The following is a 25,686-nucleotide window of genomic DNA, read 5'->3' as shown; positions in this document are numbered from 1 at the left end:
GTCGCCAGCGCCTGTCAGCCACCTGAGGCGCGGATTACAGATTTGTCAGGCAACGGCCTCGCCACTCTCCAGGTCGCGCATCAGCAGGCCGAACTCCAGCGACACCTGCTCGGGAATCGGCAGGTACACCACATGGCCGTCGCCCGGCGCCACCCCGATGGCCTGCTGCTGGCGGTCGCACAGGCGGTGCAGGTCGAAGTGGTAGTTGCCGCGCGGGGTCATCAGCTCCAGGTGATCGCCCACCGCGAAGCGGTTCTTTACCTTCACTTCGGCCAGGCCGTCCACGCGCACACCGGTCAGTTCGCCGACGAACTGCTGGCGCTCGGACACCGAGTTGCCGCGCTGGTAGTTCTGGTACTCGTCGTGCACGTGGCGGCGCAGGAAACCTTCGGTGTAGCCGCGCTGGGCGAGGGACTCGAGGTTGCTCATCAGGCTGCGGTCGAACGGCCGTCCGGCCACGGCGTCGTCGATGGCCTGGCGGTAGGACTGCACGGCGCGGGCACAGTAGAAGTGCGACTTGGTGCGGCCTTCGATCTTCAGCGAGTGCACGCCCATCCGGGCCAGGCGCTCGACGTGCTGGATCGCGCGCAGGTCCTTGGCGTTCATGATGTAGGTGCCGTGCTCGTCCTCGAAGGCGGGCATCTCTTCGCCGGGGCGGTTGGACTCCTGGAGCAGGAACACCTGTTCGGTCGGTGCGCCGAGGCCCAGGGTCGGCTCGCATTCACGAACGATGTCGCCCGTGGCGTTTTCGCTGGCCGGGGTGGCCTGGTACTTCCAGCGGCAGGCATTGGTGCAGGTGCCCTGGTTGGCGTCGCGCTTGTTCATGTAGCCCGACAGCAGGCAGCGCCCTGAATACGCCATGCACAACGCACCATGCACGAAGACTTCCAGCTCCATTTCCGGCACCTGGTGGCGGATTTCCTCGATCTCTTCCAGCGACAGCTCCCGTGACAGGATCACCCGGGTCAGCCCCATGCCTTGCCAGAACTGCACGCTGGCCCAGTTCACCGTGTTGGCCTGGACCGACAGGTGGATCGGCATCTGCGGGAAGTGCTGGCGCACCAGCATGATCAGCCCCGGGTCGGACATGATCAGCGCATCCGGGCCCATCTCGATCACCGGCGCCAGGTCCTTGAGGAAGGTCTTGAGCTTGGCGTTGTGCGGGGCGATGTTGACCACCACGTAGAAGCGCTTGCCCTGGGCCTGCGCCTCCTGGATGCCCAGGGCCAGGTTGGCGTGGTCGAACTCGTTGTTGCGCACCCGCAGGCTATAGCGCGGTTGGCCGGCATAGACCGCGTCGGCGCCGTAGGCGAAGGCGTAGCGCATGGTCTTGAGGGTGCCGGCGGGGGCGAGCAGTTCGGGCTTGGCGGGAGAGTTCATGGTGCGCACCGGGGCAAAAGGCGCGGATGCTAAGACGGCTGCACTGTGCAGGTATTGATCTGGATCAACGGCACTTTTGCCGATGCGCGGAGCACTAAACAGTTGAGCCCCCGAGGAATGCCCATGAACGAAAGTGTATTGCAGAACAAAGCCCTGACCGTGCTGCTGGCACTGGTGACCATCGCCTTCATCTGGATCCTGCTGCCGTATTCCGGCGCGATCTTCTGGGCGGTGATCCTCGGCATTCTATTCTCTCCGTTGCAACGCCATCTGCTGCTGCGCCTGGGCGGGCGGCGCAACCTGGCCACGGCGACGGCGCTGGCCACCTGCCTGCTGGTCGCCGTGCTGCCGGTGATCATCATCAGTGCCTTGCTGGTGCAGGAGGGCGCGGCGCTGTACCAACGCATCGAAAGCGGCCAGCTGGACATTGCCGGCTATATCGAGCGTGGCAAGGATATGCTGCCTGTCTATGCCCAGCATTTCCTCGACCGCATGGGCATGGGCAACCTCGATGGCCTGCGCGACAAGATCACCAAGTGGGCCACCCAGGGCAGCCAGTTCCTCGCCGGCCAGGCGTTCAGCTTCGGCCAGGGTACCTTCGAGTTCCTGGTGAGCTTCGGCATCATGCTCTACCTGCTGTTCTTCTTCCTGCGCGAGGGCGCGGAGGTGGCGCGCAAGGTGCGCCAGGCGGTGCCGCTGCCCGAGCAGCAGAAGCGCCGCCTGCAGTTGAAGTTCAAGCGCGTGGTGCGGGCCACGGTCAAGGGCAACCTGCTGGTGGCGATCACCCAGGGGGCGCTGGGTGGGCTGATCTTCTGGGTGCTGGGCATTCCCAGCGTGCTGGTGTGGGCGGTGCTGATGGCGTTCCTGTCGCTATTGCCGGCGGTGGGCGCGGGGATCGTCTGGGGACCGGTGGCACTGTATTTCCTGCTGACCGGGGCGATCTGGCAGGGGATCGTGCTGACGGCGTTCGGCGTGCTGGTGATCGGGTTGGTGGACAACCTGCTACGGCCGATCCTGGTGGGCAAGGATACGCGGATGCCGGATTACCTGGTGCTGGTGTCGACCTTGGGCGGGTTGGCGGTGTTCGGGCTCAATGGCTTCGTGATCGGGCCGTTGATCGCGGCGTTGTTCATTTCCAGCTGGGCGATCTTTGCCTCGACCAAGCCGCAGGTGCAACTGCCATCCTGAAAGGGCCATTCGCGGGTAAACCTGCTCCCACAGGGCACTGCACGAAACCTGTGGGAGCGGGTTTACCCGCGAATGGGCTGCATCGTAGCCCCAAGCTATTTATCGGAAACTGTAGGAAACCCCCGCATACACCCCGAACCCTTCCCCCGGCGTCGAGCGGGCGATGTCCTGCCCGGCATCGTTGTACCCCGGTGTCACCGTCGCCGCATACCGCTTGTTGGTCAGGTTGCGCAGGTCGAGCCAGGTCTGCCAGTCCCGTTTCGGCGAATCCCAGCCCAGGCGCGCGCCGAGCAGGGCGTAGGCATCGGCGTGGTAGCTGTTGGCGTAGTCCACCTGCACCTTGGAGGCCATCTGCGTGTTCACCCCGGCGTAGAAACCGCTCGGCCAGTCGTAGCGCAGTTCGGCCTGGTAGTAGTGCATGGGGATGCCAGGCAGGCGGTTGTCGCCGAACTTGTCGTCGTCACGGTAGTGGAAGTCGCTGAAGGTGTAGGCCTGGCGCAGGCTGAGCTTGCCGGTGCCGGGTTGCTCCCAGAGCAGGCTGTCCAGGCCGGCCTCGATGCCCTGGTGCACGGTGGGGCTGGCATTGAACTCCTTGAACGGCAGACCCTGCACGACTTCCACGTTCAACAGTTCGTGGCGTACCTGGGCGTAGTACCAGGCCAGGTCCCAATGCCCCAGTGCCGAGTCGCCGCGGGCACCCAGCTCGAGGGTGGTGGCGGTCTGGTTCTGCATCTTCATGGGCTGGTTGGCGACCGGCGCACTCCAGACCAGCGACCACGGGTGCGGCGGCTCCACCGAGCGACTGAGGTTGCCGTAGACCTGCAGGTCAGGGCGGATGTCGTAACGCAGGCCCAGGCGTGGGGCGTAGTCCCAGTCATGCTGGCTGACCTTGCCGCCACTGGTCGGGTAGGTGACGTCGCTTTCGCGGCGGGTATAGATCATCGCCAGGCCCGTGCTCAGCCACAGGTTCGGGATCAGCTCCAGGTCGTTGCCCGCATGCAGCACGGTATCCGAACCCTGGTAGCTGAAATCGCGGCTGCGGGCGCCGAAGTTGTCGCCGCCGGGGCGAGCGAACTGCGAGGCGCCGCTGTTGGGCAGGTGCTTGGTGGTACGCCAACCGAGGGTGGTCTTGCTCTCATGGCCGGACAGGGTGTCGCGACGCAAGTAGTTCAGCGTGCCGCTGACATCGGTGTAGGCGACCTTAAGGCGCATCGGGCCTTCGCGCAGGTCCATGGGGTAGTCGTGATAGACCAGCCCCGCCTCCAGGCGTGAATCGTCATCCAGGAAGAAGGTGGTCTTGTTGCCCACCCAGGTGCTGCCCGGTTGCGGGCGGCTGTCGTCGCGGGCCAGGTACGCCGGATTGGCGGCACGGGGATGGTGCTTGATCTGGTCCTTGGTCAGGCGCCCGGCCAGGTCGTTCTCGGTTTCCCGGTAGCGCAGGTAGAAGCGCGTCTCCAGGTTTGGGTTGAAGCGGTAGCCGATGTTGGCGGCGATGCCCTTGGCGCTGCCGCTGCTGTGATCCTGGTAGCCGTCGTACTCGGCATCGGTCAGGGCCACGTAGTAGTCGAGGTTGCCCAGCACCTGCCCGGAGCTGATGTGCCGGCGCTGGTAGCCACGGCTGCCGACTTCGTAGCGCACCTGCAAGGGCGCGGCATCGTAGCCGGTGTGGGTCACGTAGTTGATCGCGCCGCCCAGGGCCAGCGAGCCCTGGTCGAAGCCGTTGGCGCCGCGCAGCACTTCGGCGCGGCTCAACCACAGCGGTTCTAACAGTTCATAGGGCGTGCCGCCCGGGCCGGTCAGCGGCAGGCCGTCGAACATTGTGTACACGCCCGAGCCGTGGGCGCCCGGCGCGCGGTTGATGCCCGAACCACGGATCGACAGCTTGATGCCATCGTTGCCCGCCGACTGGGCGAATACGCCAGGCTGGTAGGCCAGTACGTCCTGGTTGCTGGCCACCCGGCCCTGGCCGACCTTGTCCATGTCCACCAGGTTGCTGGCACCGGGGATCTCGCGCAGGTGCTCGGCGGCGGCTTCCAGTTCGGATTGCTGCCGGTCCTGGATCAGCACCTGGTCGAGTTCGACGCGATTGGCGGCCTGGGCGGTGCCAGCGACGAACAGGGCCAGCAGGGAGTAGGGGAGGGTGGGGCGCATGGGGGCGGGGTTCCAGATCGAGTGCGGGAGTCTGACGCTGCAAAGGGCAGACGAAGCACAGTGGTCGATCTGTAATACCGCAGTGGCTTCTTCGCGGGTAAATCGCAGCGGCGCACCGCCGCTCCCACAGGCATAGCGCGTGGCTTGAGGGCCGCGCGGTCGCTGTGGGAGCGGCTTCAGCCGCGAACACCGGCGCAGCCGGTGCCAGGCACCGCGTCGCCTGCTTCGCGGGTAAACCCGCTCCCACAGGGATCGCGCCAGATTCTAAAAATTGAGCAAGACAGTTGCTCCCACAGGTAAAGCGCTGACCGTTGGAAATGGTGGTGATCCTGTGGGAGCGTCGGTGCGCCGCTGCGATTTACCCGCGAAGAAGCCAGTGATTTCCTTCAGGCAAAAAGAAACCCCGCCGAGGCGGGGTTACTTTCACATCGTGCAGCCGATCAACCGATCAGTTGCAGACCCGCCTGCTGCACCATCTCCAGCAACGGCTGCGGGTACACGCCCAGCACGAAGGCGAGGATGGCAATGGCCAGCAGCATCACGCCGCCGGTGCGCTGTTCCCACTTCAGCGGGGCGTCGTGGCGACGCAGGTTCGGCTCGACCAGGTACAGGGTGACCATGACGCGCAGGTAGTAGTACACGCCGATGGCGCTGCCGATCACCAGGGCGCCGACCAGCCACCACAGGTGCGACTCGACGCCGGTGGCGATGATGTAGAACTTGCCGATGAAGCCCGCGGTCAACGGGATACCGGCCAGCGAGAGCATCATCACGGTCAGCACGGCGGTCAGGTACGGACGGCGCCAGAACAGGCCGCGGTACTCGTACAGGGCGTCGGCGTCACGGCCGGCGTACGGCGAGGACATCAGGGTGATCACGCCGAAGGCGCCGAGGCTGGTGATCACGTAGGTGACCAGGTACACGCCCATGGCTTCCAGGGCCAGGCCCTTGCTGGCGACCAGGGCGATGACCAGGTAGCCGAAGTGGGCGATGGACGAGTAACCGAGCAGACGCTTGAGGTTGCTCTGGGTCAGCGCCAGCAGGTTGCCGATGATGATCGAGGCGACCGCGATCACCGCCAGCACGGTGCTCAGCACGCCGCTGCTGGCGGCGGGGGAGAGCATGAACAGGCGTACCACGACGGCAAACACCGCGACCTTGCTGGCGGTGGCCAGGAACGCGGCGACCGGCGCCGGGGCGCCTTCGTACACGTCCGGGGTCCACAGGTGGAACGGCACCAGCGACAGCTTGAAGGCCAGGCCCACCAGCATCATGCCCAGGCCCAACTGCGCCAGCAGGCTCGGCATGCTGGTGGCGGCCAGGGCCTTGCCCAGCTGGTCGAAGGTCAGCGCGCCGGCATCGGCGTACAGCAGCGCCATGCCGAACAGCAGGAAGGCGGAACCGGCGGCCGACAGCACCATGTACTTGATGCCGGCTTCCAGCGAGCGCTTGTTGAAGAAGGCGTACGCCACCAGGCCGTAGACCGGCACCGACAGCAGCTCCAGGCCGATGAACAGGCCCGCCAGGTGGTTGGCGCTGACCAGCACCAGGCCACCCAGTGCCGACATCAGCAGCAGCAGGTACAGCTCTTCACGGTTGCCCGGGAAGCCCTTGGAACCCTCGCCCAGATAGGCGTGGGCAAGGGTGACGCAGGCCAGGGTGGCCACCAGGATGATCGCCATGTACAGGCAGGCGAACTTGTCGATGGTCACAAGCGACGTGACCGCCAGCGGCGCGACTTTAAGTGCCGGCAGGATCGACAGCAGGGCCAGGTTCAGGCCCACGGTGGACAGCAGGAAGGTCTGCGAGTGGTTGCGTTTCCAGGCGATCGCCAGCATCACCACCACCGTGGTGATGGTGGTGATCAGCATCGGCGCCAATGCGATGAAGTGTTGAGTGGTGAATTCCATAGCGCTCTTACCGGGCCGAAGCGAGTTGAGTGAAAGCGGAACCGAGCCACTGCTGCACACCGCTCATGGTGGCGGCAGAGGTGTCCAGGAACGGCTGCGGATACACGCCCAGCAGGATCAGCAGGCCCGCCAGGCCCAGCACCATGATCAGCTCGCGACCGTCCATGCCGGCCAGCACGGTGTCGGCCTTGGCCGGACCGAAGTAGGCGCGGTGGATCATGATCAGCGAGTACACCGAACCGAAGACCAGGCCGGTGGTGGCGATCACGGTGATCCATGGGACGTGGGCGAAGCTGCCGATCAGGATCAGGAACTCGCCGACGAAGTTGCCGGTGCCCGGCAGGCCCAGCGACGCGGCGGCGAAGAACAGGCTGATGGCCGGAAGATACGCGATGCGGTGCCACAGGCCACCCATCTCGCGCATGTCACGGGTGTGCAGGCGCTCGTACAGCTGGCCGGCCAGGATGAACAGCGCGGCGGCCGACAGGCCGTGGGCCAGCATCTGGATCACCGCGCCCTGCAGGGCCTGCTGGCTGCCGGAGTAGATGCCGATCAGCACGAAGCCCATGTGCGAGACGCTGGAGAAGGCCACCAGGCGCTTGATGTCGGTTTGCGCGAAGGCCAGGAAGGCACCGTAGAAGATACCGATCAGGCCCAGGGTCATGGCGATCGGCGCGAACTCGGCCGAGGCGTTCGGGAACAGCGGCAGGGCGAAGCGCAGCAGGCCGTAGGCCGCGGTCTTCAGCAGGATGCCCGCGAGGTCCACGGAACCTGCGGTCGGTGCCTGGGCGTGAGCGTCAGGCAGCCAGGAGTGGAACGGCACCACCGGCAGCTTCACCGCGAAGGCGATGAAGAAGCCCAGCATCAGGATGTACTCGACGCCGGCTGGCAGCTCGGCCTTGAGCAGGTCGCTGTAGTTGAAGGTGATCACGCCGGTGCTGTTGTAGTTGACCAGCACCAGGCCGAGGATCGCCACCAGCATGATCAGGCCGCTGGCCTGGGTGAAGATGAAGAACTTGGTCGCCGCGTAGATCCGGGTCTTCTTGCCGTCGGAGGAGCTGTGACCCCAGAGCGCGATGAGGAAGTACATCGGCACCAGCATCATTTCCCAGAAGAAGAAGAACAGGAACAGGTCCAGGGCCAGGAACACACCGACCACGCCGCCGAGGATCCACATCAGGTTGAGGTGGAAGAAGCCGACGTGGCGCTGGATCTCTTTCCACGAGCACAGCACCGACAGCACACCGAGCAGGCCGGTGAGCAGGATCATCAGCAGCGACAGGCCGTCGAGGGCCAGGTGGATGCTGATGCCGAAGCGCTTGATCCACTCGACTTTGTACTCGAGGGCCCAGGCGGGCTCCGCGCCAGGGGCCGGAGCCAGGGTGTAGTTGCCGTTCGCCCACAGCCACAGGCCGATGCCAAGCAGCAGGGACATGGTCAGCAGCGCGATCCAGCGCGGCAGGGTGGAGCCGAAGCGCTCACCCAGCCAGCACAGGAAGCCGCCGATGAAGGGGATCAGGATCAGCCAAGGCAAAATCATGACGGGTTGGTTTCCTTTGGCAAAGTCGCAAGATTCATAGTCATACCGCGGCCACTACCACGGCACCGAGCACCAGCACGGCGCCGACGGCGATCGAGGCGGTGTACCAGCGCAGCTGGCCGGTCTCGGTCTTGCTCATGGCGACGTGACCGCCGCGAGCCAGGCGAGGGATGAGGCCGATGCTGCGGTCAACCGGGTCCTTGCGCAGGATGTGGCTGATCAGCAGGTAAGGTTTGACGAAGAGCTTGTCGTAGATCCAGTCGAAGCCCCAGGCGGCGAACCACCAGGCCGACAGGACGCGACCGATACCGCTGTTGGCGACCGCAGTGACGAAGCGGCGCTTGCCCAGGAACAGCAGGGCCGACAGCAGGATACCGGCGATGGCGATGGCGCCCGAGGCGATCTCCAGCGAGTGCTTGGCTTCGCCACCGGCGTGGCCGGCGCTTTCAGGCAGCACGCCTGCCAGCGGTGGGTGGATCCAGGCGCCGATGAAGGTCGACAGCACGATCAGCACGCCCAGCGGCATCCAGTGGCTGATGCCGTGGCCGGCGTGGGCTTCGGTCTTGGCTTCGCCGTGGAAGGCGATGAAGATCAGGCGGAAGGTGTACAGCGAGGTCATGAACGCGCCCACCAGGCCGGCGTACAGCAGGCCGGTGTTGCCGCTGGCGAAGGCTTCCCAGAGGATCTCGTCCTTGGAGTAGAAGCCCACGGTCAGGATCGGCAGGGCGGCCAGGGCGGCGCCACCGACCACGAAGCTGGCGTAGGCCAGCGGCAGTTTCTTCCACAGGCCGCCCATCTTGAAGATGTTCTGCTCGTGGTGGCAGGCGACGATCACCGCACCGGAGGCAAGGAACAGCAGGGCCTTGAAGAAGGCGTGGGTCATCAGGTGGAAGATCGCCGCGTCCCAGGCGCCGACGCCCAGGGCCAGGAACATGTAGCCGATCTGGCTCATGGTCGAGTAGGCGAGGATACGCTTGATGTCGGTCTGTACCAGGGCGGCGAAGCCGGCCAGGACCAGGGTCACGCCACCGACCACGCCGACCAGGTGCAGGACGTCCGGCGCCAGCAGGAACAGGCCGTTGGTACGGGCGATCAGGTACACGCCCGCGGTCACCATGGTGGCCGCGTGGATCAGCGCCGAAACCGGGGTCGGGCCCGCCATCGCGTCGGCCAGCCAGGTCTGCAGCGGCAGCTGGGCCGATTTACCGACCGCGCCACCCAGCAGCATCAGGGTCGCCAGGACCATCCAGGTGTCACCGGCCTGGAACTTCTGCGGTGCCAGCACCAGCAGTTCCTGCACGTTCAGGGTACCCAGCTGGACGAACAGGATGAACAGGCCGATGGCCATGAACACGTCGCCGATGCGGGTGACGATGAACGCCTTGAGTGCCGCGTTACCGTTGTTGCGGTTGCTGTAGTAGAAACCGATCAACAGGTACGAGCACAGGCCCACGCCTTCCCAGCCGAAGTAGATGAACAGCAGGTTGTCGCCCAGCACCAGGAACAGCATGCTGGCGATGAACAGGTTGGTGTACGAGAAGAAGCGCGAGTAACCGGCTTCGCCACGCATGTACCAGGAGGCGAACAGGTGGATCAGGAAGCCGACGCCGGTGACCACGCCCAGCATGGTGACCGACAGGCCGTCCACGTACAGGGTGAAGTTCGGCGCGAAGCCGTCCACCGACATCCACTGCCACAGCAGCTGGCTGTAAGCACCGCCCTCAGGCGGGGCGACGTTGAACTGCCAGATCACGTAGGCGGCGGTGGCCGCCGACAGACCGACCGAGCCGACACCGACCAGCGCCGACAGGTTCTCGGACCAGCGGCCGCGCGAGAACGACAGCAGCAGGAAGCCGATCAGGGGGAATACGAACGTCAGGAAGATAAGGTTCATCCGCGCATCTCACTGGCAGCATCGATGTCGAGAGTGTGGAAGCGGCGATACAGCTGCAGCAGGATCGCCAGGCCAATGCTGGCCTCGGCGGCTGCCAGGCTGATCACCAGGATGAACATCACCTGGCCGTCGGGCTGGACCCAACGGGCACCGGCGACGATGAACGCCAGGGCAGAGGCGTTCATCATGACTTCCAGGCTCATGAGCACGAAGAGGATGTTGCGGCGGACCATCAGGCCAACCAGACCTAAGCAGAACAGGATGCCGGCGACCGCCAGACCATGCTCGAGAGGGATAGCACCCATGATTTACTCCTTCGCCTCGTTGCGGCCCAGGTGGAAGGCGGTGACGGCTGCCGCGAGCAGCAGCATCGAGGCCAGTTCGACCACCAGCAGGTACGGCCCGAACAGGCTGATGCCGACGTCCTTGGCGCTGACGGTGGTACCGCTGATGGCGGCGCCCGACGGGGTGACGAACAGCACGTACAGCAGCTCCAGCAGCAGCAGGGCGGCGAGGATCACCGGCCCCGCCCAGATGCCGGGCTTGAGCCAGCCGCGCTCCTGGGCAACCGAAGCCGGCCCGAGGTTGAGCATCATCACCACGAACACGAACAGCACCATGATGGCGCCGGCGTAGGCAATCACTTCCAGGGCGCCGGCGAACGGCGCACCGAGGGAGAAGAAGATCATCGCCACGGAAATCAGCGAGATGATCAGGTAGAGCAGGGCGTGCACCGGGTTGGTGCCGGTCACCACGCGGAGCGTGGAGACAACGGCGACACCGGATGCGAAGTAGAAAGCGAATTCCATCTTTCTGTCCTTATGGGAGCAAGCTCTTCACGTTGATCGGCTCGGCTTCGTTCTGCGCAGAGCCTTTCGGCTTGCCAGCGATCGCCATGCCGGCAACACGGTAGAAGTTGTAGTCAGGGTTCTTGCCGGGGCCGGAGATCAGCAGATCTTCTTTCTCGTACACCAGGTCCTGACGCTTGAACTCGGCCATTTCGAAATCCGGAGTGAGCTGGATCGCGGTGGTCGGGCACGCCTCTTCGCACAGGCCGCAGAAGATGCAGCGCGAGAAGTTGATGCGGAAGAACTCGGGGTACCAACGGCCGTCCTCGGTCTCGGCCTTCTGCAGCGAGATGCAGCCGACCGGGCAGGCCACCGCGCAGAGGTTGCACGCCACGCAGCGCTCCTCGCCATCGGGGTCGCGGGTGAGGACGATGCGGCCGCGGTAGCGCGGCGGCAGGTACACGGGTTCTTCGGGGTACTGCAGGGTGTCGCGCTTGCGGAACCCGTGGGAGAACACCATGGCCAGGCTGCGCAGCTGTGTGCCGGTGCCCTTAACGATGTCGCCGATATACTTGAACATGGGTCAAATCCTCACTGGGCCGCGACGGCTGGCGTGTTGTAGAGCACGATCGCAGCGGTCACCAGCAAATTGATCAGGGTCAGCGGCAGGCAGAACTTCCAGCTGAAGTCCATCACCTGGTCATAGCGTGGGCGCGGGATCGAGGCGCGCAGCAGGATGAACAGCATGATGAAGAACGCGGTCTTCAGGGCGAACCACAGGAACGGTACTTGCGGCAGGATGCCGAACGGACCGTGCCAGCCACCGAAGAACAGGGTTACCAGCAGCGCCGAGATCAGGATGATGCCGATGTATTCACCGACGAAGAACATGCCCCATTTCATGCCGGCATATTCGATGTGGTAGCCGTCGGCCAGTTCCTGTTCCGCTTCCGGCTGGTCGAACGGGTGACGGTGAGTCACGGCGACGCCAGCGATGAAGAAGGTGCAGAAGCCGAAGAACTGCGGAATGATGAACCACAGGTTGTTGGCCTGGTATTCAACGATGTCGCGCATGTTGAACGAACCCACCTGCACCACCACGCCCATCAGCGCCAAGCCCAGGAACACTTCGTACGACACGGTCTGCGCCGAGGCCCGCAGGCTGCCCAGCAGGGCGTACTTGTTGTTCGACGACCAGCCGGCGAATAGCACGGCGTAGACCGACAAGCCGGCCATGGCGAAGAAGAACAGCAGGCCGATGTTCAGGTCGGCCACGCCCCAGCCCGGGGTGATCGGGATGATCGAGAAGCCGATCAGCAGGGCGCTCATGGCCACTACCGGCGCCAGGGTGAAGATCATCTTGTCGACGAAGGGCGGGTTCCAGTCCTCCTTGAAGAACATCTTCAGCATGTCGGCGGCGATCTGGAACATACCGAACGGGCCGACCCGGTTCGGACCGTAGCGGTCCTGCCACCAGCCCAGCAGGCGACGCTCGACGAAGCTGAGCAGCGCGCCGCAGACCACCACGGCCAGCAGCACCACGATGGCCTTGACGACCTGAATGATCACGTCGATCACTTCGGGGGTGAACCAGCTCATTGTGCTGCCTCCTGCAGGCCTTCGACGGCTGCACCGAAGATGGCGGGCGGAATGCCGGCCAGGCCTTTGGGCAACGCAACCAGGCCAGCGCCCAGTTCTTCATTGATACGCAGCGGCAGGCGCAGCGAAACACCGGCCACGTTCAGGCTCAGCAGCGCGCCGTCGTTGACACCCAGGCGGTCGGCCTCGGACTTGGCCAGGCCGACGTAGGCGGCTGGAATACGCTCTTGTACCGGGGCGGCGCGCGAGGAGCTCTCTTCGCTGCCGAACAGGTGGAAGAACGGTACGGCGGTCCAGGTGCCGCGAGCCGGGTTGAACGCGCCCGGAATGGCGGTGAACCAGTCGAGCTTGTCGCCCTGCGACTCGATCAGGCGCACGCCCGGGTCACCGGCGCGCAGGTGGCCACCGACTTCGTCCTGGAACTTGTTCCAGGCCTGTGGCGAGTTCCAGCCCGGCGACCAGGCGAACGGCACCTGCTGGCGCGGTTCGGCCGAGCCCGAGTAGCCTTCCATGGAGAAGGCGAACGCGGTGTCCTTGTCCTGCGGGGTACGCGGCTCGTGCACGCTGATGTTGGCGCGCATGGCGGTACGGCCGGAGTAGCGCAGCGGCTCGCGGGCCAGCTTCATGCCCTTGATGCGGAAGGCTGCGCTTGGCGCGGCGTTGACGATGCCGGCCAGTTGCGGGGCGGCTTCGGCGCAGGCGCTGGTGACGTGGTCCAGCTGGGTCCAGTCCACCGGCTTGTTCAGCAGGGTGGCACGCAGGGCGTGCATCCAGCGCCAGCCTTCGTGGATCTGGATGCTGCTGTCCAGGTACTGCGGGTCGAACACCTGGAAGAAGCGCTGGGCACGGCCTTCCTGGCTGACCAGGGTGCCGTCGCCTTCGGCGAACGAGGCGGCCGGCAGCACCAGGTGGGCGCGGTCGAGGGTCGGGGTCTTGGAGTGGTCGGCAACGATCACCACCTTGGCCGCGGCCAGGGCGGCGTCGACCTTGGCGGCCGGTACGCGGGCGTACAGGTCGTTTTCCAGCACGACGATGGCGTCGGCCTTGCCGCTGATCACGGCGTCCAGGGCCGCATCGACGGACTCGCCGCCCAGCATCGCCATGCCGAGGCTGTTGGCTTCAGGCACGACCAGGCTCAGCGAACCGTTCTTTTCGCGCAGCTTGAGGGCCTTGGCGATGTTGGCGGCGGCTTCGATCAGCGCAGGATCCGCCAGGGAAGTGCCGGCGACCACCAGCGGGCGGTTGGCGGCGACCAGGGCATCGGCGATGCGCTGGGCCAGGGCCTTGGCTTCGTCGTCCAGGCCGGCGACGGCAGGCGCGCTCGGGTCGATGGCGTGGGCCACGGCGAAACCGATGCGGGCCAGGTCAGCGGGAGCAGCGTGCACACACTCTTCGGCGACGTCGTCCAGCTTGGTTTCAGCCAAGGATGCGATGAACAGCGGGTACAGCGCGTGCTGGCCGATGTTCTTCACCGCAGCGTCCAGCCAAGGCTGTACACGCATGGCGTCGGCCATGGCCTCGGCCTTGCCCTTGGTGGCCTGGCGCACGGCCAGGGCGACGCGGGCGGCGGTCTGGGTCAGGTCTTCACCGAGCACGAACACGGCGTCGTGGTCTTCGATGTCGCGCAGGGTCGGGACTGGCAGCGGGCTGTCGTTCAGCACGTTCAGCGCCAGGCGCACGCGGGCCAGTTCGCCAGCTTCCATACCGGAGTAGAAGTACTCGGCGCCGACCAGCTCACGCAGGCCATAGTTGCTCTCGAGGCTGGCGCGCGGCGAGCCGATACCGACGATGGTGCGGCCGCGCAGCAGGTCGGCGGCCTTGTCCAGGGCGGCGTCCAGGCCCAGCTTGCTGCCATCGGCGAGGAACGGCTGGCGCGGACGGTCCTTGCGGTTGACGTAGCCATAGCCGAAGCGGCCACGGTCGCACAGGAAGTACTGGTTCACCGAGCCGTTGAAACGGTTCTCGATGCGGCGCAGTTCGCCGTAGCGCTCGCCGGGGCTGATGTTGCAGCCGCTGGAGCAGCCATGGCAGATGCTCGGGGCGAACTGCATGTCCCACTTGCGGTTGTAACGCTCGGAGTGGGTCTTGTCGGTGAACACACCGGTCGGGCAGACCTCGGTGAGGTTGCCGGAGAACTCGCTTTCCAGCACGCCGTCTTCGACGCGACCGAAGTACACGTTGTCGTGGGCGCCGTATACGCCCAGGTCGGTGCCGCCGGCGTAGTCCTTGTAGTAGCGCACGCAGCGGTAGCAGGCGATGCAGCGGTTCATCTCATGGGCGATGAACGGGCCGAGGTCCTGGTTCTGGTGGGTACGCTTGGTGAAACGGTAGCGGCGCTCGTTGTGGCCGGTCATTACCGTCATGTCCTGCAGGTGGCAGTGACCGCCTTCCTCGCACACCGGGCAGTCGTGCGGGTGGTTGGTCATCAGCCATTCGACGACGCTGGCGCGGAACGCCTTGGACTCGTCATCGTCGATGGAGATCCAGGTGCCGTCGGAGGCAGGGGTCATGCAGGACATGACGATACGACCACGGGTGTCGTTCTCGTCGGTGTACTGCTTGACCGCGCACTGCCGGCAGGCGCCGACGCTACCGAGCGCCGGGTGCCAGCAGAAATAGGGGATGTCGAGGCCGAGCGACAGACAGGCCTGTAACAGGTTGTCCGCACCGTTGACTTCGAGCGCTTTGCCGTCTACGTGGATAGTGGCCATTGTTCAAAGTTCTTCGTTGGCCCGCGTGGGCGGGCGTGGCTAATGGAAATCGGTGAGCCTGCGGCCGGCCACGAATCGTTCGGGCCGGCCGGCGGGCTGGCGGATGGCACGGACCATCCGCTGTTCATCTTGTTATGCGCCGACCACGATCGGCTTCGCCAGGTTCGGGCGCAGGGCTTCGCTGCCAGCAGTGGCTGGGGCGACGCCGGCCTCGAACTCCGAGCGGAAATACTTGATGGCACTGCCCAATGGCTCGACGGCACCCGGTGCGTGAGCACAGAAGGTGCGGCCTGGGCCGAGGAAGTTGACCAGACCCAGCAGGGTCTCGATGTCTTCGGCGCGGCCCTGGCCTTTCTCCAGGGCGCGCAGCATCTTCACGCTCCATGGCAGGCCGTCGCGGCATGGCGTGCACCAGCCGCAGGATTCGCGGGCGAAGAACTCTTCCATGTTGCGCAGCAGCGAGACCATGTTGACGCTGTCGTCGACCGCCATGGCCAGGCCCGTACCCATACGGGTGCCGACCTTGGCGATGCCACCGGCGTACATCTGCGCATCGAGGTGCTCGGGCAGCAGGAAGCCGGTACCGGCGCCGCCTGGCTGCCAGCACTTGAGCTTGAAGCCGTCGCGCATGCCACCGGCGTAGTCTTCGAACAGCTCGCGGGCGGTGACGCCGAACGGCAGCTCCCACAGGCCCGGGTTCTTCACCTTGCCGGAGAAGCCCATCAGCTTGGTGCCGTGGTCTTCGCTGCCTTCGCGGGCCAGCGACTTGTACCAGTCGTTGCCGTTGGCGACGATGGCCGGCACGTTGCACAGGGTCTCGACGTTGTTCACGCAGGTCGGCTTGCCCCACACGCCGACGGCGGCAGGGAAGGGCGGCTTGGAGCGCGGGTTGGCGCGGCGGCCTTCGAGCGAGTTGATCAGCGCGGTTTCTTCACCGCAGATGTAGCGCCCGGCACCGGTGTGCACGAACAGCTCGAAATCAAAGCCCGAGCCGAGGATGTTCTTGCCCAGCAGGCCTGCGGCCTTGGCTTCGTCGATGGCGCGGTTGAGGTTCTTCGCCGCGGTGGTGTATTCGCCACGCAGGAAGATGTAGCCACGGTAGGCCTTCAGGGCGCGGGCGCTGATCAGCATGCCCTCGACCAGCAGATGGGGCTGTTGCTCCATCAGCATGCGGTCCTTCCAGGTGTTCGGCTCCATTTCATCCGCGTTGCACAGCAGGTAGCGGATGTTCATGGATTCGTCTTTGGGCATCAGGCCCCACTTCACGCCGGTGGGGAAGCCCGCGCCGCCACGGCCCTTGAGGCCGGAGTCCTTGACGGACTGGACGATATCGTCCTGGGACATCTCGGCCAGCGCCTTGCGGGCGGCGGCATAGCCGTTCTTGGCCTGGTACTCGGCCAGCCATACAGGCTCGCCGTCGTCGCGCAGGCGCCAGGTCAGCGGGTGGGTTTCGGCCGAACGCGCGATGCGGTTGGCCGGGCCGAAGGAAGTGATGGTCATACGTAACCCTCCAGCAGCTTGGAGACGCCGGCAGGCTGCACGTCGCCAAAGGTGTCGTCGTCGATCATCAGCGCCGGGGCTTTGTCGCAGTTGCCCAGGCAGCACACCGGCAGCAGGGTGAAACGCCCGTCCGCGGTGGTCTGGCCGAGACCGATGCCCAGCTCGCTCTGGATCTGGCTGACCACCGACTCGTGGCCGCCGATGTAGCAGACCATGCTGTCGCACACGCGGATGATGTGGCGACCGACCGGTTGGCGGAAGATCTGGCTGTAGAAGGTGGCCACGCCCTCGACGTCGCTGGCGGGGATGCCCAGCACTTCGCCGATGGCGTAGATGGCGCCGTCCGGCACCCAGCCGCGTTCCTTCTGGACGATCTTCAGGGCTTCGATGGACGCCGCGCGCGGGTCCTCGTAGTGGTGCATCTCGTGCTCGATGGCCGAGCGCTCGGTTTCGCTCAGGGCGAAACGGTCGGTTTGGATAAGCGTGCTGTTCATGCTTAGCGGTCCACGTCAGCCATAACGAAGTCGATACTGCCCAGGTACGCGATGAGGTCCGCGACCATGCTGCCTTTGATCACCGAAGGGATCTGCTGCAGGTGCGGGTAGCTCGGGGTACGGATCCGGGTGCGGTAGCTCATGGTGCCGCCATCGCTCGTCAGGTAGTAACTGTTGATGCCCTTGGTCGCCTCGATCATCTGGAACGACTCGTTGGCCGGCATGACCGGGCCCCACGAGACTTGCAGGAAGTGGGTGATCAGGGTCTCGATGTGCTGCAGGGTGCGCTCTTTCGGCGGCGGCGTGGTCAGCGGGTGATCCGCCTTGTACGGGCCTTCCGGCATGTTGCGCAGGCACTGGTCGATGATGCGGATACTCTGGCGCATCTCCTCGACGCGGACCATGCAGCGATCGTAGGCATCGCCGTTGTGGGCCAGCGGCACTTCGAACTCGAAGTTCTCGTAGCCGGAGTAAGGGCGGGCCTTACGCAGGTCGAAGTCGCAACCGGTGGAACGCAGGCCGGCACCGGTGGTGCCCCATTCCAGCGCTTCCTTGGTGTTGTACGCGGCAACGCCGATGGTACGGCCCTTGAGGATGCTGTTCTGCAGGGCGGCCTTGGTGTACTCGTCGAGGCGCTTGGGCAGCCATTCGACGAAGTCCTTGACCAGCTTGTCCCAGCCGCGCGGCAGGTCGTGGGCGACGCCACCGATGCGGTACCAGGCCGGGTGCAGGCGGAAACCGGTGATCGCTTCGATCACGGTGTAGGCGCGCTGGCGGTCGGTGAAGGTGAAGAACACCGGGGTCATGGCGCCGACGTCCTGGATGTAGGTGCCCAGGAACAGCAGGTGGCTGGTGATGCGGAAGAACTCGGCGAGCATGATGCGAATCACGTCGACTTTCTGCGGCACCTGGATACCGGCCAGCTTCTCGACCGCCAGTACGTACGGCAGGTTGTTCATCACCCCGCCGAGGTAGTCGATACGGTCGGTGTAGGGAATGAAGCTGTGCCAGGACTGACGCTCGGCCATCTTCTCGGCGCCACGGTGGTGGTAGCCGATGTCCGGGACGCAGTCGACGATCTCTTCACCGTCCAGCTGCAGGACGATACGGAAGGCACCGTGGGCGGACGGGTGGTTCGGGCCGAGGTTGAGGAACATGTAGTCCTCGTTGGCGCCCTGGCGCTTCATGCCCCAGGCTTCCGGGTTGAAGCGCGCCGATTCCTCTTCAAGCTGTTGCTTGGCCAGGGTCAGGCTGTAGGGATCGAACTCGGTGGCGCGGGCGGGGTAGTCCTTGCGCAGCGGGTGACCTTCCCAGGTCGGCGGCATCATGATACGGCTCAGGTGCGGGTGGCCGGCAAAGTCGATGCCGAACATGTCCCAGACTTCGCGCTCGTACCAGTTGGCGTTCGGCCAGATACCGGTCACCGTCGGCAGGTTCAGGTCGCCTTCGCTGAGCGACACCTTGATCATCACGTCGCTGTTACGCTCGACCGACAGCAGGTGGTAGAACACGCTGAAATCGGCGGCAGGCAGGCCGCGGCGCTGGGTGCGCAGGCGCTCGTCGACGCCGTGCAGGTCGTACAGCATGCTGTACGGCTTGGCGACGCCGCGCAGGAAGCTCAGCACTTCCTTGAGCTGGGCACGCTTTACCCACAGTACCGGCATGCCGGTGCGGGTTTCCTGGGCGACGAATGCGTCGGCGCCAAAACGGTTGTGCAGTTCGACGACCACATCCTGGTCGTCAGCCTTGTAGGGCGGAATATAAATAGCGTTGTCCGCTGTCATGGTCTCGGTCGCTTTGGGTCAGCGTTAAGAATGAAGCCAGGCCGCCGGCTCCTTCGGGAGCGGGCGGCAGGTCGCTGGATCAGACTTCGTCGGGGCTGCGCAGGTTGGTTACCGCAATGCGCTGTTCGCGACGCAGGTCTTTCTGGGCGGGCATCTCGGCACGGTAGATGCCTTGATCACCAACCACCCAGGAAAGCGGGCGTCGTTCTTGGCCGATCGACTCCTGCAGCAGCATCAGGCCTTGCAGGAATGCCTCGGGGCGCGGCGGGCAGCCAGGCACATAGACGTCCACGGGGAGGAACTTGTCGACCCCCTGAACGACCGAGTAGATGTCGTACATGCCGCCGGAGTTGGCGCACGAACCCATGGAGATGACCCACTTGGGCTCGAGCATCTGCTCGTACAGGCGCTGGATGATCGGCGCCATCTTGACGAAGCAGGTACCGGCGATGACCATGAAGTCGGCCTGGCGCGGCGAGGCCCGGATGACTTCGGCGCCGAAGCGGGCGATGTCGTGGGGCGCCGTGAAGGCCGTGGTCATTTCCACGTAGCAGCAGGAAAGGCCGAAGTTGTACGGCCAGAGGGAGTTCTTGCGACCCCAGTTGACCGCGCCACGCAGCACATCTTCGAGTTTCCCCATGTAGATGTTCTTGTGGACCTGGTCTTCCAGCAGTTGATCGGTGACGGTTTCCCGCTCACCGACCGGATACTGCTCGTTGGGTGCGTCCGGATCGATTCTGGTGAGATTGTATTGCATGCCAAAGCCTCATTGTTTCAGCTTCGCTTGCCGCTTGCGGCGACCTTCGGGAGCCCAATCGAGCGCCCCGACGCGCCATAGGTAGACAAGACCTGCCAACAGAATTGCTATGAAAATGAGAGCTTCGACGAATCCGGTCCAGCCGCTTTCGCGGACGGACACAGACCATGCATACAGGAAGAGGGCTTCGATATCGAAGATCACGAACAGCATCGCGACCAGATAGAATTTGGCGGACAGGCGCAGGCGGGCGCTGCCGACGGGCAGCATGCCGGATTCGAAGGGTTCGTTCTTGGCGCGACCCCAGGCCTTGCTACCGAGCAGGCTGGACAGGCCGAGCATGAAGGCACACAGGCCGACGACACCCAGGAGGAAGATGGCAAAGCCCCAGTTGTGGGCGATGAGTCCTGCCGAATCGGACATGCTAGAAATCCTTATACAGAGACCCAGCTCTGCAGTCTGAAATAAAGTAGAGCGGCGACGTGGTGTCGCAGACGCAGTGACCAAATGTCGCAGCTGAATCAATCGCGCTGATTTTATGGGTAAACCCAGTGCAAGTAAAATTTCCGTTGCAAATTTATTCGTAGGTTTAAGAACAAAAATCTTTCGTAACTGGCTGAAAGCCTTGAGTTTCGGGCATTGCACGCGGATTTGTTAATTATGTTTCTTACCCCGCGTAACGACAGGCCAGTTGCGTAATGATAATTAATATCATTTAACCTGAGCTGTAATGTTTTAGCTGTTTTGGGCCTTGTAAAGTTCATCTGCCGAACGCCCCCTCTTGCAAATGCGAAAAACTCTCGTTCTAGCAGCTTGTGGCATTGCTCGCACCGCTCTGGGTCAATACTTTGTCGCTTGTGTCGCGGCTTACCGACGCAGCGATCAGCCACTGGCCGAGCCAGTAGAAGAGGATGATCAGGTACTCGGCGGTGGCGAATGGGCTGACGAAGCGGTCGATGCCGATCAGGCTGTCGGAGAATACAAATGCACAGGCGCCCAGCGCGGTCAGGCCACCACAGGCCAGGGCGCGCCAGAGCATGGCGCCGATGGTCAGGGCGTAGAGCGCCACTGGAATCAGCAGTGGGCCCAGGCCATGGCCGGCGAGCAGGCCGAACAGCGAACCGCCGATCAGCACGGCGCAGGCCAGGGCCGGGTAGGCCGGGCGTCGCGTGAGGCTGCAGTAGCCGCGCAGGTAGGCCAGGTGCGCGCAGAGGAATGCCCCAAGGCCGAACACGAACAGGTCTCGGGGGATCGCCAGGAGTATGTCGCCGAGCACCGAGAAGGCCAGGCCGAGGATGATCCAGCGGCGATAGGGTGTGGCGGGGGTGGTGCTCAGCCAGGCAATCAGTGCGAGCACCGGAATGGGTTTGACCAGCAGGCCGAGCAGGGCGTTGTCGCTGGCCAGCGCGTATAGATAGAAGGCGGCGGCTGCGACGGCGAGGGTAAGCAGGTGGCCAGGGCGGGGCATGGGCAGTCCTTGCTGTGGAGTAGCCACAAGCTTAGACCTGATCCTGGGTTTTGCTGGTAATGCGGTCCCTGTAGGAGCGGCCTTGTGCCGCGAAAGGGGCGCGAAGCGGCCCCGCGATCTCTACATCATGCAAAATCGCCGGGGCTGCTGCGCAGCCCTTTCGCGGCACAAGGCCGCTCCTACAGAGGAGCTGGGCTTGGCCTGAAAATGAACAAGGCCCGGGATCCTCGCGAATCCCGGGCCTTGTTCAACAGCTCACTGCACTCAGTGGAACTGCTCTTCCTCGGTCGAACCGGTCAGTGCGGTCACCGACGATGCGCCACCCTGGATCACGGTGGTCATGTCGTCGAAGTAGCCAGTGCCCACTTCCTGCTGGTGCGCGACGAAGGTGTAGCCTTTGCTCGCGTCGGCGAATTCCTGCTCCTGCAGCTTCACGTAGGCGGTCATGTCGTTGCGGGCGTAGTCGTGCGCCAGGTTGAACATGCCGTGCCACATGTTGTGGATGCCGGCCAGGGTGATGAACTGGTGCTTGTAGCCCATGGCCGACAGCTCGCGCTGGAACTTGGCGATGGTGGCGTCGTCCAGGTTCTTCTTCCAGTTGAAGGAAGGCGAGCAGTTGTACGACAGGATCTGGTCCGGGTATTCCTTCTTGATCGCCTCGGCGAAGCGGCGGGCTTCATCCAGGTCCGGTTTGGCGGTTTCGCACCAGATCAGGTCGGCATACGGCGCGTAGGCCAGGCCGCGGGAGATGGCCTGGTCGAGGCCGGCACGGACTTTGTAGAAGCCTTCACGGGTACGCTCGCCGATCACGAACGGCTGGTCGTACGGGTCGCAGTCGCTGGTCAGCAGGTCGGCGGCGTTGGCGTCGGTACGGGCCAGGATGATGGTCGGTACACCGGCAACGTCGGCGGCCAGGCGGGCAGCCACCAGCTTCTGTACGGCTTCCTGGGTCGGTACCAGTACCTTGCCGCCCATGTGGCCGCATTTCTTGACCGAGGCCAGCTGGTCTTCGAAGTGCACGCCGGCGGCGCCTGCTTCGATCATGTTCTTCATCAGCTCGTAGGCGTTCAGCACACCGCCGAAACCGGCTTCGGCGTCAGCCACGATCGGTGCGAAGTAGTCGATGTAGCCTTCGTCGCCCGGGTTCTTGCCGGCTTTCCACTGGATCTGGTCGGCGCGACGGAACGAGTTGTTGATGCGCTTGACCACGGTCGGTACCGAGTCGACCGGGTACAGCGACTGGTCGGGGTACATCGACTCGGCCGAGTTGTTGTCGGCGGCAACCTGCCAGCCGGACAGGTAGATGGCCTGGATGCCGGCTTTTACCTGCTGCACTGCCTGGCCACCGGTCAGGGCACCCATGCAGTTGACGAAATCTTTTTCTGGGCGGAAGGACGGGTGGGCACCTTGGGTGACCAGCTTCCACAGTTTTTCTGCGCCTTGGCGAGCAAAGGTGTGCTCTGGCTGCAGCGAGCCACGCAGGCGAACGACATCAGCGGCGGTGTAGGTACGGGTCACGCCTTTCCAGCGCGGGTTTTCGGCCCAGTCTTTCTCGAGGGCTGCAATTTGCTGTTCGCGTGTCAGTGCCATGGAAATAAACCTCGTCGCATCGATCTTGAGTGTAATTGTGCTGATGCTCGGATACGCGGATCAGAAGCCAGGCGGCTGTCCTGTCCGGGGGAGTGCGGCGGCGAACGCAGGAGGCTCGAAGGGGAAGGGTTGTGCAGGCCAGGCGAAGGTGTGCCCTGCAGGTCGGCTCGTGGTTGCCTTGCTGCGGTGCGACGCGATTGCCAGAACTGCGGTGATGCGCTTCCGTCCCTCGGGACAACTTCTTCGTTGCAGTCGCAATCCCGTCGAACCGCCTTGTGGGCCGTATGGACACGAGGTGCCTCCACGGTGGGAGGAGCGCACCTCGAAGACCCTTGCCAGGGCCTCTGATTAGCGGGAGCGAGGCCATCATGCCCTTGCCGAAAAGAGCCTGTCAAATGTTTTGTAGTGCTTTTTCCGGCTTACTACATCTTTGGTCTAATGCGACTTGGTGGTCAGTTTCAAGGCCTTTGGTCGAGGCCTTGAATTGCCTGGGTTCAGTCGAGAAGGTCGACTTTCACCCGCAAAGTCATGTTTTCACCGCGCTGGGTGCTGTAACTGAGGCTTGACGCGCTGCGTTCGGATTGGCTCTGCTGGTTGAACCCGGCCAGGGTGATCCACTCGCCGAGCTTGCCGGTGACGGTCGTGTCGGTGCTCTGCACTTTCACTACATCGGCACGTTCCTGGCTCATTCGATCATTATTGGTGCTGATTTGCAGACGAACCGTGTCGCCGCTCAGGCGCGGGGTGACGTAGAAACCCTGGGTGACATTGCGGTATTCGGTGTTGCTCTGGATGCGCCCGTAACCGTCGGTGGCGGTGCTGGTGACGGGGATGCTCTGGCCCACCTGGATCAGTGCCGGCTGGCCGTCGCTGGCCTGCACCTGCTGCATGCCGCCTTCGCGGTTGGCGGTGCCGTAGCGGATCACGCGGGCGTTGCCGCGGTTGTCCTGGAAGTTGCTGTCGTTGTTGTCGACGCTGATCAGCAGGCGTTTGGGCGCGGTGTCGAGCTGTTGCAGCAGGGCGCGCAGGTCGTCGATGCGTTCCTGGCTGGCGTTGACGATCAGCTTGTCCTCGAAGGTGCTGACGCTGCCGTCCTTGCCCAGGAACGACTGGGCGGCAGGCAGCAGTTCGGCGCTGCTGCGGTGTTGCAGGGGGATGACCTCGGTGGCGGCCTGGGCGGTAAGGCTGGCGGCCAGCAGCAGGGAGGCGAGCAGGGGGCGTAGCGGCATGTCCATGATCTCCGCGGGTGGAATGGACATGATGGCAAATTTGCGTGCAACTTGCCGTGCGGATTGACGGTGGCTGCTGTCAGACAAATTTCGTACCATCGCGCCCCTCGATTTCCAGTCTCGCCCCCAAAAGGCAACGCATGTCTTGTGGGAGCGGGTTTACCCGCGAATGCGTCAGGGAATGCACCATCGCATTCGCGGGTAAACCCGCTCCCACAGGTAATGTGTGCTGCCATTGCTGTCTGTACAGGACCTCCATGAAACCCGCCCGACTTCGCGCCGACCTGCTCGCCGGCCTCACCACTTCCTTCGCCCTGGTGCCGGAGTGCATCGCCTTCGCCCTGGTGGCGCACCTCAACCCGTTGATGGGGCTGTACGGCGCCTTCATCATCTGCACCCTGACGGCCTTGTTCGGTGGCCGTCCCGGCATGATCTCCGGCGCCGCCGGTTCCATGGCGGTGGTGATCGTCGCCCTGGTGGTGCAGCACGGCGCCCAGTACTTGCTGGCCACAGTGCTGCTCGGCGGGGTGGTGATGATCCTGTTCGGCGCGTTGCGCCTGGGCAAGCTGGTGCGCCTGGTGCCTTACCCGGTGATGCTCGGCTTCGTCAACGGCCTGGCCATCGTCATCGCCCTGGCCCAGCTGGAGCACTTCAAGGACGGCGAGCACTGGCTTGGCGGGACGCCCCTGTACCTGATGATCGGCCTGGTGGCGCTGACCATGCTGGTGGTCTACCTCCTGCCGAAGCTGACCCGGGCCGTGCCGCCGGCGCTGGTGGCGATCCTCGGCGTCGGCCTGCTGGTCTACCTGCTCGACCTGCCGACCCGCACCCTTGGCGACATGGCCCATATCGCCGGCGGCCTGCCGCACCTGGCCCTGCCGGAGGTGCCCTGGAACCTCGAGACCCTGAAGATCATCGCGCCTTACGCATTCCTGATGGCCATGGTCGGTCTGCTGGAAACCCTGCTGACCCTCAACCTCACCGACGAGATCACCGAGAGCCGCGGCTATCCGGACCGCGAATGCGTGGCCCTGGGCGCGGCCAACATGGTCTCGGGCCTGTGCGGCGGCATGGGCGGCTGCGCGATGATCGGCCAGACCGTGATCAACCTCAGCTCCAATGGCCGTGGACGCCTGTCGGGCGTGGTGGCCGGGGTTATGATCCTGCTGTTCATCCTGTTCCTGTCGCCGCTGATCGAGCGCATTCCGCTGGCCGCGCTGGTGGGGGTGATGTTCGTGGTGGCCCAGCAGACCTTCGCCTGGGCCTCGCTGCGGGTGCTGCACAAGGTGCCGGTCAGCGATGTGCTGGCGATCATCGCGGTGACCGTGGTCACAGTGTTCACCGACCTGGCCACGGCGGTGTTGTTCGGCATCGTCATCGCCGCGGTCAACTTTGCCTGGCAGCATGCGCGGGAGCTGTATGCCGACAGCCATGTGGACGCCGAGGGGACCAAGCAGTACCAGGTGCATGGCACGCTGTTCTTCGCCTCGACCACGCCGTTTCTCAACCAGTTCGATCCGGCCAATGATCCGGCCAGTGTCACCCTGGACTGCCAGCACCTGAGCTTTGTCGATTATTCGGCGATAGCTGCGTTGCAGACCTTACGCGAGCGGTATGCCAAGGCTGGCAAGCAGTTGCGGGTGGTGCACCTGTCGGAGCGCTGCAAGAAGCTGCTTAAGCGGGCGGGTGAGCAACACTGAAGG

At 64.4% G+C, this 25,686-nt stretch carries 19 protein-coding genes and 1 pseudogene; 2 read left to right on the top strand and 18 right to left on the bottom strand.

The features are described 5' to 3' along the window. Window positions 1-45: 45 nt before the first annotated feature. Window positions 46-1,380 (bottom strand): prephenate-dependent tRNA uridine(34) hydroxylase TrhP, encoded by a 1,335-nt coding sequence (gene trhP / locus POF53_RS18975; RefSeq protein WP_254464960.1) that lies wholly within the window; start codon window positions 1,378-1,380, stop codon window positions 46-48. A gap of 123 nt (window positions 1,381-1,503) precedes the next feature. Between trhP and POF53_RS18970 the strand changes: the two genes are divergently transcribed. Continuing rightward, entirely contained in the window at window positions 1,504-2,568 is a 1,065-nt protein-coding gene (locus POF53_RS18970; protein ID WP_254464961.1) for an AI-2E family transporter, read from the top strand. A 99-nt stretch (window positions 2,569-2,667) separates the two neighbouring features. Here the strand turns inward: POF53_RS18970 and POF53_RS18965 are convergent, their stop codons facing one another. The 17 genes and pseudogenes from POF53_RS18965 to POF53_RS18885 all read right to left on the bottom strand — a co-directional run bounded on the left by POF53_RS18965 (window position 2,668) and on the right by POF53_RS18885 (window position 24,013). After that, window positions 2,668-4,719: a TonB-dependent receptor family protein gene (locus POF53_RS18965; RefSeq protein WP_254464962.1), complete on the bottom strand. Its 2,052-nt coding sequence runs from the start codon at window positions 4,717-4,719 to the stop codon at window positions 2,668-2,670. A gap of 440 nt (window positions 4,720-5,159) precedes the next feature. Then, the gene (gene nuoN, locus POF53_RS18960; protein WP_102685131.1) at window positions 5,160-6,629 is read right to left on the bottom strand and encodes an NADH-quinone oxidoreductase subunit NuoN; all 1,470 of its coding nucleotides are present in this window, start codon (window positions 6,627-6,629) and stop codon (window positions 5,160-5,162) included. Window positions 6,630-6,636: 7 nt separating this feature from the next. After that, window positions 6,637-8,169: an NADH-quinone oxidoreductase subunit M gene (gene nuoM / locus POF53_RS18955; RefSeq protein WP_110733457.1), complete on the bottom strand. Its 1,533-nt coding sequence runs from the start codon at window positions 8,167-8,169 to the stop codon at window positions 6,637-6,639. 40 nt (window positions 8,170-8,209) lie between these two features. Next, the gene (gene nuoL / locus POF53_RS18950; RefSeq protein WP_254464963.1) at window positions 8,210-10,063 is read right to left on the bottom strand and encodes an NADH-quinone oxidoreductase subunit L; all 1,854 of its coding nucleotides are present in this window, start codon (window positions 10,061-10,063) and stop codon (window positions 8,210-8,212) included. Further along, entirely contained in the window at window positions 10,060-10,368 is a 309-nt protein-coding gene (nuoK, locus tag POF53_RS18945; protein WP_008096201.1) for an NADH-quinone oxidoreductase subunit NuoK, read from the bottom strand. The genes nuoL and nuoK overlap by 4 nt, the downstream gene beginning before the upstream one ends. Before the next feature lie 3 nt (window positions 10,369-10,371). After that, window positions 10,372-10,872: an NADH-quinone oxidoreductase subunit J gene (nuoJ, locus tag POF53_RS18940; RefSeq protein WP_110733459.1), complete on the bottom strand. Its 501-nt coding sequence runs from the start codon at window positions 10,870-10,872 to the stop codon at window positions 10,372-10,374. A 10-nt stretch (window positions 10,873-10,882) separates the two neighbouring features. Next, the gene (gene nuoI, locus POF53_RS18935; RefSeq protein ID WP_003251442.1) at window positions 10,883-11,431 is read right to left on the bottom strand and encodes an NADH-quinone oxidoreductase subunit NuoI; all 549 of its coding nucleotides are present in this window, start codon (window positions 11,429-11,431) and stop codon (window positions 10,883-10,885) included. Between the two features lie 11 nt (window positions 11,432-11,442). Beyond that, complete coding sequence (gene nuoH, locus POF53_RS18930) at window positions 11,443-12,450, bottom strand: NADH-quinone oxidoreductase subunit NuoH (RefSeq protein WP_050706494.1); 1,008 nt, start codon at window positions 12,448-12,450, stop codon at window positions 11,443-11,445. Next, the gene (gene nuoG, locus POF53_RS18925; protein ID WP_254464964.1) at window positions 12,447-15,161 is read right to left on the bottom strand and encodes an NADH-quinone oxidoreductase subunit NuoG; all 2,715 of its coding nucleotides are present in this window, start codon (window positions 15,159-15,161) and stop codon (window positions 12,447-12,449) included. The genes nuoH and nuoG overlap by 4 nt, the downstream gene beginning before the upstream one ends. A 132-nt stretch (window positions 15,162-15,293) precedes the next feature. Then, window positions 15,294-16,661 (bottom strand): NADH-quinone oxidoreductase subunit NuoF, encoded by a 1,368-nt coding sequence (nuoF, locus tag POF53_RS18920; RefSeq protein ID WP_203652033.1) that lies wholly within the window; start codon window positions 16,659-16,661, stop codon window positions 15,294-15,296. Further along, window positions 16,658-17,155, bottom strand: coding sequence for an NADH-quinone oxidoreductase subunit NuoE (gene nuoE, locus POF53_RS18915; protein ID WP_012313767.1), 498 nt, complete (start codon window positions 17,153-17,155; stop codon window positions 16,658-16,660). Before nuoE ends, nuoF begins: the two co-directional genes overlap by 4 nt. A gap of 2 nt (window positions 17,156-17,157) precedes the next feature. Continuing rightward, complete coding sequence (nuoC, locus tag POF53_RS18910) at window positions 17,158-18,939, bottom strand: NADH-quinone oxidoreductase subunit C/D (RefSeq protein ID WP_110733467.1); 1,782 nt, start codon at window positions 18,937-18,939, stop codon at window positions 17,158-17,160. A 205-nt stretch (window positions 18,940-19,144) separates the two neighbouring features. Then, window positions 19,145-19,696 (bottom strand): annotated as a pseudogene (locus POF53_RS18905) (NADH-quinone oxidoreductase subunit B); the annotation flags it as partial. Window positions 19,697-19,705: 9 nt separating this feature from the next. Beyond that, window positions 19,706-20,119, bottom strand: a complete 414-nt coding sequence (locus POF53_RS18900; RefSeq protein ID WP_028692461.1) for an NADH-quinone oxidoreductase subunit A — start codon at window positions 20,117-20,119, stop codon at window positions 19,706-19,708. A 382-nt stretch (window positions 20,120-20,501) separates the two neighbouring features. Next, entirely contained in the window at window positions 20,502-21,164 is a 663-nt protein-coding gene (locus tag POF53_RS18895; RefSeq protein ID WP_498968967.1) for a lysoplasmalogenase, read from the bottom strand. Between the two features lie 264 nt (window positions 21,165-21,428). Further along, on the bottom strand, window positions 21,429-22,754 hold the full coding sequence (aceA, locus tag POF53_RS18890) for an isocitrate lyase (RefSeq protein WP_203652037.1): 1,326 nt from the start codon (window positions 22,752-22,754) through the stop codon (window positions 21,429-21,431). A 494-nt stretch (window positions 22,755-23,248) separates the two neighbouring features. Continuing rightward, complete coding sequence (locus POF53_RS18885) at window positions 23,249-24,013, bottom strand: secretin GspD/PilQ domain-containing protein (protein ID WP_177330852.1); 765 nt, start codon at window positions 24,011-24,013, stop codon at window positions 23,249-23,251. A 227-nt stretch (window positions 24,014-24,240) separates the two neighbouring features. On the opposite strand from POF53_RS18885, the gene POF53_RS18880 reads away from it, so the two are divergent. Then, a complete protein-coding gene (locus tag POF53_RS18880; RefSeq protein WP_498968964.1) occupies window positions 24,241-25,683 on the top strand; it encodes a SulP family inorganic anion transporter in 1,443 nt (480 codons plus the stop codon). The last annotated feature ends 3 nt before the right edge of the window (window positions 25,684-25,686 follow it).

Source organism: Mitsuaria sp. RG (assembly GCF_028369275.1).
Lineage (GTDB): Bacteria > Pseudomonadota > Gammaproteobacteria > Pseudomonadales > Pseudomonadaceae > Aquipseudomonas > Aquipseudomonas peradeniyensis.
The sequence above is the reverse complement of the archived record's forward strand: the minus strand, read 5'-3'. Positions and strand labels throughout refer to the sequence as shown.

Bases quoted from the DNA above. Each gene is read 5' to 3' on its own strand.
- trhP (WP_254464960.1), bottom strand. From the start codon at position 1,380: ATGAACTCTCCCGCCAAGCCCGAACTGCTCGCCCCCGCCGGCACCCTC.
- POF53_RS18970 (WP_254464961.1), top strand. From the start codon at position 1,504: ATGAACGAAAGTGTATTGCAGAACAAAGCCCTGACCGTGCTGCTGGCA.
- POF53_RS18965 (WP_254464962.1), bottom strand. From the start codon at position 4,719: ATGCGCCCCACCCTCCCCTACTCCCTGCTGGCCCTGTTCGTCGCTGGC.
- nuoN (WP_102685131.1), bottom strand. From the start codon at position 6,629: ATGGAATTCACCACTCAACACTTCATCGCATTGGCGCCGATGCTGATC.
- nuoM (WP_110733457.1), bottom strand. From the start codon at position 8,169: ATGATTTTGCCTTGGCTGATCCTGATCCCCTTCATCGGCGGCTTCCTG.
- nuoL (WP_254464963.1), bottom strand. From the start codon at position 10,063: ATGAACCTTATCTTCCTGACGTTCGTATTCCCCCTGATCGGCTTCCTG.
- nuoK (WP_008096201.1), bottom strand. From the start codon at position 10,368: ATGGGTGCTATCCCTCTCGAGCATGGTCTGGCGGTCGCCGGCATCCTG.
- nuoJ (WP_110733459.1), bottom strand. From the start codon at position 10,872: ATGGAATTCGCTTTCTACTTCGCATCCGGTGTCGCCGTTGTCTCCACG.
- nuoI (WP_003251442.1), bottom strand. From the start codon at position 11,431: ATGTTCAAGTATATCGGCGACATCGTTAAGGGCACCGGCACACAGCTG.
- nuoH (WP_050706494.1), bottom strand. From the start codon at position 12,450: ATGAGCTGGTTCACCCCCGAAGTGATCGACGTGATCATTCAGGTCGTC.
- nuoG (WP_254464964.1), bottom strand. From the start codon at position 15,161: ATGGCCACTATCCACGTAGACGGCAAAGCGCTCGAAGTCAACGGTGCG.
- nuoF (WP_203652033.1), bottom strand. From the start codon at position 16,661: ATGACCATCACTTCCTTCGGCCCGGCCAACCGCATCGCGCGTTCGGCC.
- nuoE (WP_012313767.1), bottom strand. From the start codon at position 17,155: ATGAACAGCACGCTTATCCAAACCGACCGTTTCGCCCTGAGCGAAACC.
- nuoC (WP_110733467.1), bottom strand. From the start codon at position 18,939: ATGACAGCGGACAACGCTATTTATATTCCGCCCTACAAGGCTGACGAC.
- POF53_RS18900 (WP_028692461.1), bottom strand. From the start codon at position 20,119: ATGTCCGATTCGGCAGGACTCATCGCCCACAACTGGGGCTTTGCCATC.
- POF53_RS18895 (WP_498968967.1), bottom strand. From the start codon at position 21,164: ATGCCCCGCCCTGGCCACCTGCTTACCCTCGCCGTCGCAGCCGCCGCC.
- aceA (WP_203652037.1), bottom strand. From the start codon at position 22,754: ATGGCACTGACACGCGAACAGCAAATTGCAGCCCTCGAGAAAGACTGG.
- POF53_RS18885 (WP_177330852.1), bottom strand. From the start codon at position 24,013: ATGTCCATTCCACCCGCGGAGATCATGGACATGCCGCTACGCCCCCTG.
- POF53_RS18880 (WP_498968964.1), top strand. From the start codon at position 24,241: ATGAAACCCGCCCGACTTCGCGCCGACCTGCTCGCCGGCCTCACCACT.